At 56.8% G+C, this 12,188-nt stretch carries 9 protein-coding genes and 4 pseudogenes; 7 read left to right on the top strand and 6 right to left on the bottom strand.

The features are described from left to right. Positions 1 to 102: 102 nt before the first annotated feature. Together JQ624_RS37275 and JQ624_RS37270 are read left to right on the top strand one after the other, a co-directional pair. A pseudogene (locus JQ624_RS37275) lies at positions 103 to 1,104 on the top strand (adenylate/guanylate cyclase domain-containing protein); the annotation flags it as partial. 82 nt (positions 1,105 to 1,186) lie between these two features. Continuing rightward, entirely contained in the window at positions 1,187 to 2,122 is a 936-nt protein-coding gene (locus JQ624_RS37270; protein ID WP_212423849.1) for an IS481 family transposase, read from the top strand. Here the strand turns inward: JQ624_RS37270 and JQ624_RS37265 are convergent. The 5 genes and pseudogenes from JQ624_RS37265 to JQ624_RS37245 all read right to left on the bottom strand — a co-directional run bounded on the left by JQ624_RS37265 (position 2,087) and on the right by JQ624_RS37245 (position 6,088). After that, positions 2,087 to 2,291: pseudogene (locus JQ624_RS37265) on the bottom strand (DUF3606 domain-containing protein). The gene JQ624_RS37270 and the pseudogene JQ624_RS37265 overlap by 36 nt on opposite strands. 371 nt (positions 2,292 to 2,662) lie before the next feature. Further along, entirely contained in the window at positions 2,663 to 2,821 is a 159-nt protein-coding gene (locus JQ624_RS37260; protein ID WP_212423848.1) for a DUF3072 domain-containing protein, read from the bottom strand. Between the two features lie 9 nt (positions 2,822 to 2,830). Then, complete coding sequence (locus JQ624_RS39115) at positions 2,831 to 3,058, bottom strand: DUF3072 domain-containing protein (RefSeq protein ID WP_312014567.1); 228 nt, start codon at positions 3,056 to 3,058, stop codon at positions 2,831 to 2,833. Positions 3,059 to 3,284: 226 nt separating this feature from the next. Further along, positions 3,285 to 4,400 carry a glycosyltransferase family 4 protein gene (locus tag JQ624_RS37250; protein ID WP_212423847.1) on the bottom strand — a complete coding sequence of 372 codons (1,116 nt, stop codon included), beginning with the start codon at positions 4,398 to 4,400 and terminating at the stop codon, positions 3,285 to 3,287. A 74-nt stretch (positions 4,401 to 4,474) separates the two neighbouring features. Then, positions 4,475 to 6,088, bottom strand: a complete 1,614-nt coding sequence (locus JQ624_RS37245; RefSeq protein ID WP_212423851.1) for an alpha-amylase family glycosyl hydrolase — start codon at positions 6,086 to 6,088, stop codon at positions 4,475 to 4,477. Between the two features lie 220 nt (positions 6,089 to 6,308). Between JQ624_RS37245 and JQ624_RS37240 the strand changes: the two genes are divergently transcribed. After that, complete coding sequence (locus JQ624_RS37240) at positions 6,309 to 8,318, top strand: glycoside hydrolase family 65 protein (protein ID WP_212423846.1); 2,010 nt, start codon at positions 6,309 to 6,311, stop codon at positions 8,316 to 8,318. Between the two features lie 745 nt (positions 8,319 to 9,063). Here the strand turns inward: JQ624_RS37240 and JQ624_RS37235 are convergent. After that, the gene (locus JQ624_RS37235; RefSeq protein WP_212423845.1) at positions 9,064 to 9,303 is read right to left on the bottom strand and encodes a hypothetical protein; all 240 of its coding nucleotides are present in this window, start codon (positions 9,301 to 9,303) and stop codon (positions 9,064 to 9,066) included. A gap of 96 nt (positions 9,304 to 9,399) precedes the next feature. Between JQ624_RS37235 and JQ624_RS37230 the strand changes: the two are divergent. The 4 genes and pseudogenes from JQ624_RS37230 to JQ624_RS37215 form a co-directional block, all read left to right on the top strand. Next, positions 9,400 to 9,696: pseudogene (locus JQ624_RS37230) on the top strand (transposase); the annotation flags it as partial. Between the two features lie 225 nt (positions 9,697 to 9,921). Further along, positions 9,922 to 11,290 (top strand): annotated as a pseudogene (locus JQ624_RS37225) (IS110 family transposase). Between the two features lie 33 nt (positions 11,291 to 11,323). After that, positions 11,324 to 11,581, top strand: a complete 258-nt coding sequence (locus JQ624_RS39875; RefSeq protein WP_212423843.1) for an IS3 family transposase — start codon at positions 11,324 to 11,326, stop codon at positions 11,579 to 11,581. Then, positions 11,578 to 12,171 carry an IS3 family transposase gene (locus tag JQ624_RS37215; protein WP_212423842.1) on the top strand — a complete coding sequence of 198 codons (594 nt, stop codon included), beginning with the start codon at positions 11,578 to 11,580 and terminating at the stop codon, positions 12,169 to 12,171. Before JQ624_RS39875 ends, JQ624_RS37215 begins: the two co-directional genes overlap by 4 nt. The last annotated feature ends 17 nt before the right edge of the window (positions 12,172 to 12,188 follow it).

The raw sequence follows: 12,188 nt of genomic DNA, 5'->3' as shown, positions 1-12,188 counted from the left end.
GCGCCACAGCAGTGCGTCAATTACTTTCGGCATGCTGGCTATGGACAATGACCCGCATCAAGTGGAAAGCGCTCTAGAATTGCGCCTGGTTGGATTGCGGCTATGGTGCAGGAGCGGCCAGTCCGGGTTGAGCGCAGGTTGGCGGCTATATTGGCCGCCGACGTAGCTGGCTATTCGCGGCTGATGCATCGCGACGAAGAGGATACACACGCCAGACTGACTTCCCTTCTAACGGAGGCTGTTCACCCGGCAATCGCCGACCACGGCGGCCGCATTGTGAAGAACACCGGGGACGGATTCTTGGCGGAGTTTCCGAGCGCGGTTCAAGCGGTCCGGGCTGCTGCGGAGTTTCAAGCCCGCGTCAACCACCTAGCGGTTGGCGACACGGAAAACAAACGCCTTGCTTTCCGTGTGGGCATCAATGTCGGCGACGTCATTGTCGAGCCGCATGACGTCTTTGGCGACGGCGTAAACATTGCGGCGCGGCTTGAGAGCATCGCAGAACCGGGCGGCATCTGCATGTCGTCTTCGGCTTACGACCATATCAGGGGCAAGGTTGGCGTTGAGTTCGCCGATCTGGGCGAGCAAAACCTCAAAAATATTGCTTGCCCGGTCCGGGTCTATGCGGCGGTCCAGGACGGACGCAACTCGGCGACACGGGCTGATGGCATTGGGTCGACCATTCGTCCGCCACCTCGTCTTTCCATTGTTGTGCTGCCCTTCGCCAATCTTAGTGGCGAGAAGCAGCAGGACGACTTCGTCGATGCGATTACAGAAAATCTTACTACGGACATATCTCGCCTTCCCGATTATTTCGTTATTTCGTGCAAGACGGCTTTCGCATTCAAGGGCAAAATTGTGGATGCTCGACAGATTGGCCGCGAACTTGGAGTTCGCTACGTGCTGGAAGGCAGCGTCCAGAGCGGGACCGATCGCCTGCGCGTGAACGCAAAACTCATCGACACAGAATCAGGCGCACACCTCTGGGCCGAGCGATTTGACAAGCCACGGGCAGACCCGTTCGACATGCAAGATGAGATCACAGCCCGGCTCGCACGGGCTATGGATGTCCAGCTGGTGGCAGCGGAGACGCGGCGTCTAGATGTGGTCTTTCAGGAGGTTGTCCATCTGGTCCGAACCGAGGAAGCTGAGGTTGCGAAGCTTCAGTGTTCCACGGAGAGACCAGATGAACAGCCATAAGAATGCGCCTCTGACGCCCAAAGGTCGAGAGGCCATGGTGCGCAGTGTGGTGGAAGGCGGACTGAGCCAGGCCGATGCAGCCTATCAGTTCAATACGACACCCAAGACGGTTGCCAAATGGGTTAAGCGGTTCCGCGCGGAAGGTGTGGATGGGTTGCGCGACCGTTCCTCAAGACCTCATTCATTGCCGAGCCAAACAGCGCCCGCCACGTGCACGGTCATCGAGGCGTTGCGCCGTCAGCGCCACACCGGCAAGCAGATAGCCGCGGAAACTGGCGTCTCCCCGGCCACCGTCAGCCGCATTCTGCGGCGGTTGGGATTAAACCGAATACGCGACCTGGAGCCGGCCGAGCCGGCGCGTCGCTATGAGCGCGCCACGCCCGGCGAGATGATCCACATCGATATCAAAAAGCTCGGACGTTTCGACAGAATCGGCCATCGCATCACCGGCGATCGCGCTGGCCAGAGCAACAGCCGCGGCGTCGGCTGGGAGTTCGTCCACGTCTGCATCGACGATCATTCTCGCGTCGCCTTCTCCGAGATCAAGCCCGACGAGAAGGCCGATAGCGCCGTTCCCTTTCTCAAGGCGGCTGTGGCTTATTATAACCGCGTCATGACCGACAACGGCAGCTGCTACAAAGCTTTCGCCTTTCGCGATGCTTGCAAGGAACTGGGCATCAAGCACATCCGCACCAAGCCCTACACGCCGAAAACCAACGGCAAGGCCGAGCGCTTCATCCAGACGGCGCTCCGGGAATGGGCTTACGCCCAAGCCTACCCCACATCCGACCGTCGCGCCGACGAACTCCCGATCTGGCTGCATCAATATAACTGGCATCGGCCTCACGGCGGTATAAAATCTCAAATACCTATCAGCCGACTCGGTCTAACCGAGGACAACCTCTTGAGGCTCCACATCTAGAGCCTTCACGACGCGCTTTCGGCTGCTGCCGACTTTCCTTAGCGCCTTCTTCACGGCAGATGCCGACTTGCGGGTCTTCTTCGCGGTGTACCGAACTTCGTAATCCTGTCCGCCGGCGTGCGCGATCCTGCTTGCGTCCCCGTGCCGACTTCCTTGCCTTCTTAGCCATCGAATCCTCCTTATTTTGACTCACAGGAACACCTAAATACGTGTGGAGTTCCATTCACACTCCTCGACGGAGCCGAGCATGAGTTTATGAGACGTTAGAATTGCTGGTTAAAGCGCGCGAGTACGTTGCATAAGGGGAGGAACGCTTGGTGGACCAGCGCAACATTGTCGATCGATTAGAGCGACGGGGACAAAACCCTCTCGACGCCATCCTTTTCCTTGAAACTCTCGAAGACGTACAAGAGGAATACGTTGCTCATCGGGATCGCCTTGAGCGGCAAGTCATGAGGCTTGTCAGACCGGAGTAGCCAGCCTGCAAAATCCCCTGGCGCCTATCATTGACGAAACGCCGCTAGAAAACGCGGTTTATCCTTAGCTATTTCGCTCAACCATTTGCTTCTTTAGATCATCGATAAAATGCTGTGCGCCTTCCTGAGTGAGCATCTCGCCTGATTTATCTGGCACGTTGGCCTTTTGGCAGAGCGTTTTCAATTCGTCCCGCTGGGCCTCGGTCATCATCGGCTCTTCCATGATACGCTCCTATTTGACGTAAGCCTTTTCGCGCACCTCGTCGATCAACTTCGATGCTTCGGCTTTCGTTAAGTCGTCATCGTATAGCTCGGAGGTCCCGGCCTGCTCGCACAGGGTTTTCAAATACGAGGCCTGTGCACCAGTCATCGGGTCATCGCCCAAGACCCACTCGTCGGGATCTTTCTTCGTGTTATCGGTCGGGTCGGTTTTGGAATACTCATGGTGGCGCCTCCTTATTGAAGCGGCTAACGCAGCTGTTCGCTGGATGTTCCTGCGGCTCAGGGCCGCATAAGGGAAGCAGCCGCGCAGCACATTACCGACGCAGATGCCCGTGAGACGGCAGCGATGCTGATTCAGAACGGACAGCCACGACTTTTCACACTCGACCCATCGTTGCGGCGACTATTGAAAACATAGACGTGAACGAACAGCGTCGAAAGCCACGGCGGCTTTGGCCGCGTCGTCATTGAATGGTAGACGTCGGCTGATCAACTTGTTGAGCGTTTTCGGGAGCACCACTTTGAAAAGCGCTTTGAACTAAACGCTCGCGCTCGCCCTTTAGCAGCTCTTGATACAGTCCAATGTGATCAAAGGCCATTCGTTGAGCCGAATAACGCCGCTCAAACTCGTGCCGAATTCTCCGTCGGTTCAAAGTCAGAAGATGGGGTAACTTTTTGATCGCCTCGTCCTTCGACTGGACCACGATACCCGTCTTGCCGTCCTCGATGATCTCCGACACCGAGCCTCGATCAAAAGCGAGAACCGGCGTGCCGCATGCCATTGCCTCTATCATCACCAAGCCAAAAGGCTCCGGCCAATCAATCGGAAACAGCAAACCGAAGGCTTGACCTAAAAATTCGGCCTTCTGATGTTCGTTGATTTCCCCAATGAATTCGATGCCCGGTTGATCCAGCAATGGAGCGATTCGTTCGCGAAAGTATTGTTCGTCCACCCGATCGATTTTCGCGGCTATTTTAAGTGGGATACCGGCGGATCGTGAGATCTGAATGGCGGTTTCTGGACCCTTCTCGGGAGCAATGCGACCAAGAAACGCAAGATAGCCCCCTTGGGGACGAAGGGTTAGCTTAAGATCAGTTCCAGGTAGCCCGTGGTAAATCGTTTTGGCGAAGTTTGCGATTGAAATCGGTGTTCGTTGGCTATCCGAAATGGAGATCAAACGCATTTCATCAAAACCAATGTAAATCGGCTTGTTGTCAGGGAGGTCCTGCCGGCCGTGAAGAGTGGTCAGGACTCGCGAGGACATGTCCCGGAACAGTGGGAAGTGCAAATAGTCTATATGGAAATGAAGGATATCGAATTGTTGCGATTGGCTCCGCACCCGGTCGAGCATGAGCATATAGTAGGGAATGACATCACAGACTTTAGGGTCCAGCCGCAGAGCTTTTGGAACGCAGCTTACGAGTTTCGCCGAGGTTACAGAATCGCCGCTGGCGAATAACGTAACATCATGACCTAGTTTGACCAATTCTTCGGTAAGGTAGGAGACGATCCGCTCAGTCCCTCCGTAGAGCTTTGGGGGCACGCTCTCCATAAGCGGCGCAATCTGAGCGATCCTCATCTTCGTTTCACCTTGAGCTAAAACGCCTGATGTCCGGCAACGCACCCAACGTTCAATGTTGCTTGATGTTCCTATTATCGAGCGCTTCCGACATCCATTTTCATGAGCAACCCTTCGTTGCCGCGTAAAGCGATACTGGCCAACACCTCTTCCCCCTCGCGGTCTAAAAACGAAGATAGAAGGACGCGCCCAGACAATCTTTTATCAGGAAATGAGACCGCGATAGGCTCAGGTCCCATGTTCAGGGCTATCAACAATCGCTCGTCCCGTAGCTCACGACAGAAAAGCAGAAGATCGCCGCTGGCCTTCAAAGGCTTGTACGATCCCTCTGTGAGAGCAACGTGTTTGCGCCGGAATTCGATCAGCCGACGATACAGCCAATAGAGCGATCCTTTATCCTTGCGGAAAACGTCCACATTTTCTTCACGAAAGTTGTTGGACACCGGCAGCCAGGGGTCAGCGTCCGAGAACCCGGCCGAATTCGTGGCATCCCATTGCATCGGCGTGCGGCATCCGTCGCGACCAACGCCGATGCCTGGAACGTTTTGTTCGAACGGGTCCCGAACCTGTTCCGGCAAAATAGCTGCCTGCTGCAAGCCGATCTCGTCACCGTAGTAGAGGGTCGGCGTTCCGCGCAATGTCATCAGAAGCATTGCAGCGACGCGCACCTGGTCCGTCCCAACTCGGGTTGCGAGCCGCGGTCGGTCGTGATTGCCCAGAACCCAATTCGGCCATCCTCCCGACGGCAGAGCGGCCTCATACTCATCGATCAGACGTGCGAGCGAGCGGGCTTCCCATTTGGCAGTAAGGAGTGCAAAGTTATAGGGAAAGTGAACGCCCTTTAGATCCCGGCCGTAGTACGCGACGAGCCGCTCGATTGGGAGATAGATTTCACCAAGCAGAACCCGATCGGGAAATTCGTCTAAAACTCGTCGCATACCGCTAATCGCATCATGAACCTCGGGTAAATCCGCCGTATAAAGTGGGATCAGTGCATCGCGGGGGAGCCCGCCCGGACGGAATTCGTCATTGAGGGGATTGTCGCGAAACTGGTCGTCTTTGATAAGATACCAGACGGCATCTACGCGAAAGCCATCGACGCCGCGTCGGAGCCAAAAACGCATCACGTCGTGGATGGCGTTGCGAACGGCAGGATTACGCCAATTTAAGTCAGGCTGTGCGGAGAGAAACGTATGGCAATAGTACTGATTAGTGTGCGGATCGAATTTCCACGCGCTTCCTCCAAATTCTGAAAGCCAATTAGTTGGAGGTCCACCGTCTGGAGCCGGATCACGCCAGATAAACCAATCGCGTTTCGGGCTATTGCGAGATGCTTTGCTTTCAATAAACCAGGGATGTTGGTCCGATGTGTGATTGGGAACTAGGTCTAGAATGAGCTTGAGCTGATGGCGATGGGCTTCGCCTATGAGGCTATCGAAGTCGGCCAAATTCCCGAACAGCGGATCAACATCGGTGTAATTTGCTATGTCGTAACCGAAGTCGGCCATGGGCGACATAAAAATTGGAGACAACCAGATGGCATCGACGCCCAATTCTGTCAGATAGGGCAATCGATGTATGATCCCCCGAAGGTCCCCTACGCCGTCGTGATTGCTGTCTTGAAATGAGCGGGGATAGATCTGATAAATGATCCCGGTCTGCCACCACTTCGTGCTTTCTCCTGGCATCGTCAAACCTTGCTTCATACGCTTTGTTTGTCTTGGATTCAGCAACGCGCCGTTAAATCTAGCGTTCCTACGTTGATGACGTGGTCTCAATATCTCCCCTCGAAGACGCTGGAACGCCGCACCTCGCCACGCGTTGCGCTGCGTGGAGGTAGCTGCCATGGACGGTCCTATTAGTCCCCCACCGGTCGTCGGAAGCGCGGGCAACGAGTTGCCGGCCTATATGTCGAATGGCGTCGTAGGCCTGAAGGTTCGCGACAATCCACTGACTCCTGGCATGGCCCTGCTCAGCGGGTTCTCCGGAGAGCATCCAGAAAGAAAGATCGAGGCTGCCGCATTCGCTCCCTATCCGGTCGCCGGTGACATCTGCCTAGAGGGAGTATGGATGTCGGACGCCCCTCAATGCGTTCGCGTCATCGACCAGGCCTACGATTTTTCGACCGCCGAATTGACCACCCGATTGAATTTTAAGGTGGGAGGCCGCCAAGCAAAAATCGTCGTGATGTTATTCTGCAGTCGAGAGCAGCCCACAGTGGTCTGCCAAGAAATTGCCATCGATGTCGATGCCGCCTCGGACCTTAAAGTTCGCGCCAGGATAGATCTGTCCGGAATAGAAGGGCGCGCGCTGCGATACAATCGCGACACACCGGGAGAAGCAAAACCTTCCAGCGATGGGTCGCTGCTTTGGGAAAGCGCCGGAGCGATTTCGACATGCGGGCTGGCTTACGCGACCGAGTTAGTTGGAGCTGATGTAAAGCCGCAACGCCCGCCATTGGACGGCGATGGACTAATGAGCGAGTATGCATTGCGGGCTCGCCGCGGGCGTCAATATAAACTTGGTCAGCTAGTGAGTTTGGTTCCTAGCGCCCTCCATAATCAACCAGATTACCAGGCTGCAAGGCTGATCGCTATGGCGGCCGACATCGGCTTTGATGCAGTTCGGAAAAGCAATCGGGCTTGCTGGGCCGAATTATGGAAGAGCCGAATTCGGTTGGTCGGCGCCGAGAAGCGCTGGCAAGCCATGGCGGACGCCGCGTTCTACTATCTGATATCGTCTACCCACCCCTCATCTCCCGCTTCGACATCCATGTTCGGCTTGGCGACTTGGCATGACTACCATTACTATTTCGGTCACGTGATGTGGGACATCGAGACTTTTTGTGTTCCGCCGTTGATTTTCCTGCAGCCCCACGCGGCTCAAGGTATCCTAGACTACCGCGTACGCAATCTGGAGTCCGCGCGTAACAATGCACGTCTAATGGGACGGCGCGGCCTCCAATTTCCTTGGGAAAGTGCGCCATCTTCCGGAGAAGAGGCCGCGCCGATGCCTGGTTCGGCAGCTTGGCGCGAAGATCATGCTTCACTTGATATCGCCCGCGCATTTGCGCTTTGCGCAGACGTAACCGGCGACGATGCGTTCTTGCGGGATAAGGCGTGGCCTGTGCTGTCGGGCGTAGCCGAATGGGTCAAGAGCCGGGTCACCAAACGGCGCGGGAAATATGAGATTCGTGCCTCGATGGGTATCGCCGAGCGCAAATCGCCCTCCGACAACGCGATATTCACAAACATTTCGGCACGAACCATTTTGCTAGACGCAATCGCCGCTGCTAAGCGACTGAACAGGCCAGTTGATCCCGCATGGCTTGAGATCGCAACCAAGCTGGTTGTGCCAAAACGAGGTAAAGTAGTAATTTCACACGATGCATTCCGAGTAGGTGAAGAAAAGGCCGCGACACCCGATCCCCTGATGGGCATCTTCCCCCTCAGGGGCGGTTTTGATGACGAGACAGAGCAAGCGACCCTTGCGTTCTATTTAAAAATCGCCAAACGCTACGTTGGCAGTCCCATGTTGTCGGCTCTGTATGGCGTTTGGGCCGCCCGTTCAGGCAATAGGCGTCTTTCCTTAGAAATGCTGGACCGAGGCTATGGCGATTTCTGCACCGGCAGATTTATGCAAACGCTGGAATACCGCAAAGACGTATTTCCAGAGCAACCGCCTGCCGGACCGTTCTTCGCAAATCTCGGCGGCTTCTTGTTAGGATTGATACTGGGTCTTCCAAAGATACAGCCTGGGCCCGACAATCCTCAAGACTGGTGCAAAGGACCCATAATCCTGCCTGCCGGATGGCGTTCGATCGAAATTGACCGGATCTGGATCAGGGGTCAACCTTGGCGGCTACTGGCTGTTCAGGGCGAGCCCCGCGCCAGGCTTGAGCCCATCGGACGCGCTTAACACTTGTCTGGGGTTCTGACATACAGTCAGAAGGCTGGCCCGAGTTTCGCCCCCAAGCCAACCGTTCTTCAGCAAGCAAAGGCTGTCTAACGCGGCGGAGCTGCTGCGTAACATGGGCTACCAAGTGCGGCTTAAGAAGATTGCGTTAGTCTAACAATCTATTTCCAGATCCTCGGGAAAAGCATCTTAGGCCGCATCAGCTTTCTCCGTTCATTCGGATAGCAGGACCAAAGCGTGTGTTGTCTGTTCTGCTGGCTCGTAAAGCGGCGCTCCTTGTCGTCCTCATCTTCGCTCAAGAGATTAGGCACGGACTCGCGTTCGAATTTGTCGATTAGCGACGCGTAGCCAGCTGCTTGGCGATACGGTAGCTGGTCAATGCTTCTGCAAGTGTCTGACGGCGCGGTCAGTAGACGGAAACCATAGTCCGCCAGCCACGCTAGTGTATCTAGTTCCACTTTCTGAAGTGAAAGCTTTATCTAGTCTGTCTTACCCTCGTCTTTCTTCGGCGCAGGCGGGGGCCGCTTGGCATACCGCTGGATTGCGTCCTCGGTCGCCATTCGCAATTGGATTGCAAGTTGATGTTGTCCGGCGACTGAGATGCCAGCGAGCGTCCCCCAACTCTTGCGCGGCTTTTAGCCGGATAGTGGTCTCTACGCTTTCGTCATCAACTATGCCCGAATAGTACTCATCCGGCCCAGAGATGAAATCAGGCGGCCTTGGAAATCGTTGTTGTGCGAGCACCTCCTCAATGTGGCTGCTCATCATCGAACGATTGGTGAGCCAGAACAGAAGCCAGCCCCACACGCTTCGTTTTATCCATAACGCTAAATACACGGCTTGCAGCGCAATGAGCGCCCCCAAAAAGGACCTCGGCACCGCCGTCCGTGAGCCGCATGGCGGCGCAGGCTATCAGCAGGTCAGGAACGGCAGAGAGAGCCACATTCTTCCAATAGCTCCGCTCGACCTTGCTTTTCATTATGGTCATTGGCGCCCCTAGCCTCACCCTAGATTGCACACCTCCGTGAACCTCCTCCGAATTGATGGACACCTGTAGTAGGCTCAAGGAGCCAGGAGGTGTTGGATGGAAGGACGTCAACGTCGGTCGTTTACGGACGACTATAAGCGGCAAGCGGTCGATCTCGTGGCTTCGAGCGGTCGCTCGATCGGGTCGGTGGCCAAGGAACTTGGCCTACGCGATTCCGTGTTGCGGCGCTGGGTGGAATTGCGTGGGGCTGGGCGGGAGCCGACGGCGGCGGCGCGGCGCCCGACAACGCAGGCGACGCTGCCGTCGGCGGACCACGCGGCAGAGATCGCTCGTTTGCAGCGAGAGAACGAGCGGCTGCGTATGGAGCGCGACATTTTAAAAAACCGTCCAGCAGGGTGGTGCGCCTGTGCGGCGTAGAAACAGCCTTGTGCTAGCTTCTGCGGTTGGGAGGGGTAGCGGCCGTTCGATTATTGGAGGCACAATCCCCGTTAAAAAACATGGTCCATGGGTGTATGCGGGCTTGAGAGTGGTGACGTCGCCCAGGCGGCGATCCCGATTAGGACGATGACGATTGGCATAGCCCAGACCCTCCTGCTCATCATTGATTGGAGGATTGCTATGCCCAAGAAGACGACCGGTGGCCGACCGGAATTGAAGGCGGTCAACGTTGGCGCCGCCGCCATCGATATCGGATCAAAGATGCACATGGCTGCGGTTAACTCCGCTTGCGCCGACGTGCCTGTGCGCTCTTTTGGCACATTCACGCAAGACCTGCATGAGCTCGCGGACTGGTTCAAAGCCTGCGGCGTGACGAGCGTCGCGATGGAATCCACTGGGGTCTATTGGATTCCCGTCTACGAGATCCTGGAGCAGCGCGGGTTTGATGTGATTCTGGTCAATGCGCGGTACGCTAAGAACGTGCCCGGGCGTAAGACCGATGTCAGCGATGCCGCGTGGTTGCGGGAGCTTCATTCCTATGGCCTGTTACGCGGCAGCTTCCGACCTGATGCCGAGATCGCAACGCTGCGCGCTTATCTGCGCCAGCGCGAGCGGTTGGTGGAATACGCCGCCGCCCATATCCAGCATATGCAGAAGGCCCTGATGGAGATGAATCTGCAACTCCACCATGTGGTCTCCGATATCACTGGAGCGACCGGCATGCGGATCATCCGAGCCATTGTTGCAGGCGAGCGGAACCCTGACGTCTTGGCAACATATCGGGACGTGCGATGCCATTCATCCATCGAGACGATCCGAGCGGCGCTGGTGGGCAACGACCGGCACGAACATGTCTTCGCGCTGACTCAATCGTTGGAAACTCTACGACATCTACCAGGCAAAGATGTTGGACTGTGACCGCAAGCTCGAGGTCTTGCTCGCGGGACTAAACGATAGAGGCGCAAAACCGGTCGGAAGGCTGGCCAAGCCGCGCATCAAGACCAAACAGGTCAACGCGCCCACCTTTGATGTCAGGACCGCCCTTTACGGCGTGCTCGGCGTCGATCTGACTGAGATCCATGGGTTGGGTCCATCGTTGGCATTGAAGCTCGTCGGTGAGTGCGGCACCGATCTAAGGACATGGCCCAGCGCCAAGCACTTCACGTCCTGGCTCTGCCTAGCACCAGGTAACAAAATCTCTGGCGGCAAGGTGTTGTCCTCGCGCACACGGCGATCGTCCAGTCGGGCAGCCGCACTTCTGCGGTTGGCAGCTACAACGGTGGGGCGGAGCGATACGGCGCTCGGAGCATTCTATCGCCGGCTGTCCTCACGTGCGGGCAAGTCGAAGGCAGTGACGGCGACCGCTCGCAAGATTGCGGTTCTGTTTTATAATACCCTCCGCCACGGCATGAGCTACAAGGATCCCGGGGCAGACCACTATGAGCAACAATACCGTAGTCGCGTCCTCGCGAACCTTCAGCGCCGGGCCAAGACGCTTGGCTTCGTGTTGCAGGCCATTCCGGAGAACGCCAATCCGGCTGTTTCTTAGGAAGTCGATCGCGATCTTTGCTGGAACGCGGACATGAGATTCCGCTTCATCGAAGATCGCCGCGCCGACTATCCGGTGACGATCATGTGCGACGTGCTCGGCGTCTCGCCGGCCGGCTATTATGCCTGGCGCTCACGCCCGGAGAGCGAGCGATCTCTCGCCAATCGCGACCTCGTTGCCGACATCAAGCGGGTCCATCGCGACACCGGCGGGCGTTACGGCAGCCCGCGCATCCATGTCGAGTTGAAGGCTCAGGGCCGCGGGGCGAGCCGTGGCCGCATCGAGCGATGATGCGCCATCACGGCATCAGGGCCATAATGGCGCGGCCACGCCGGGTACGGACCACCGACAGTCGTCACAACTTCCCGATCGCAGCGAACCTGCTCGAGCGGAACTTCACTGCCACCGCACCGAACCGGATCTGGCTCGCCGACATCACCTACGTCGAGACCGATCAGGGATGGCTCTATCTGGCCACCGTCATGGACCTGTACAGCCGCAGGATCGTCGGCTGGGCGATGGAGGATCATTTGCGCGCCGACCTGCCGTTGGCAGCACTGAAGATGGCTATCTCGGCGCAGCGGCCAGGCTCCGGCCTGATCCATCATTCCGATCGGGGTGTTCAATATGCCTCGGCGGAGTATCGCAAGGCGATGCAGTCCGCCGGCCTCAGGGCCTCGATGAGCCGCAAGGGAGACTGCTACGACAATGCCCCGATGGAGAGCTTCTTTCACACGCTCAAAACCGAGCTGGTCCATCACCGCCAATATGCGACACGGGCAGAGGCCACACGCGATATCTTCGTCTACATCGAAGGCTTCTACAACCGCGCATCAGAACACCCATCTGTCTATGTTGTTGAAGAGAAGAGAGTTTGCTGATCGGGATGCGATCCCGT

The organism is Bradyrhizobium sp. AUGA SZCCT0283 (assembly GCF_018130385.1).
Classification (GTDB): domain Bacteria; phylum Pseudomonadota; class Alphaproteobacteria; order Rhizobiales; family Xanthobacteraceae; genus Bradyrhizobium.
This window is presented reverse-complemented; position numbering and strand designations above follow the sequence as displayed.

Excerpts from the sequence above, each read along its gene's own strand:
- JQ624_RS37270 (WP_212423849.1), top strand. The coding sequence starts at position 1,187 with ATGAACAGCCATAAGAATGCGCCTCTGACGCCCAAAGGTCGAGAGGCC.
- JQ624_RS37260 (WP_212423848.1), bottom strand. The coding sequence starts at position 2,821 with ATGGAAGAGCCGATGATGACCGAGGCCCAGCGGGACGAATTGAAAACG.
- JQ624_RS37250 (WP_212423847.1), bottom strand. The coding sequence starts at position 4,400 with ATGAGGATCGCTCAGATTGCGCCGCTTATGGAGAGCGTGCCCCCAAAG.
- JQ624_RS37245 (WP_212423851.1), bottom strand. The coding sequence starts at position 6,088 with ATGCCAGGAGAAAGCACGAAGTGGTGGCAGACCGGGATCATTTATCAG.
- JQ624_RS37240 (WP_212423846.1), top strand. The coding sequence starts at position 6,309 with ATGTCGAATGGCGTCGTAGGCCTGAAGGTTCGCGACAATCCACTGACT.
- JQ624_RS37235 (WP_212423845.1), bottom strand. The coding sequence starts at position 9,303 with ATGACCATAATGAAAAGCAAGGTCGAGCGGAGCTATTGGAAGAATGTG.
- JQ624_RS39875 (WP_212423843.1), top strand. The coding sequence starts at position 11,324 with ATGAGATTCCGCTTCATCGAAGATCGCCGCGCCGACTATCCGGTGACG.
- JQ624_RS37215 (WP_212423842.1), top strand. The coding sequence starts at position 11,578 with ATGATGCGCCATCACGGCATCAGGGCCATAATGGCGCGGCCACGCCGG.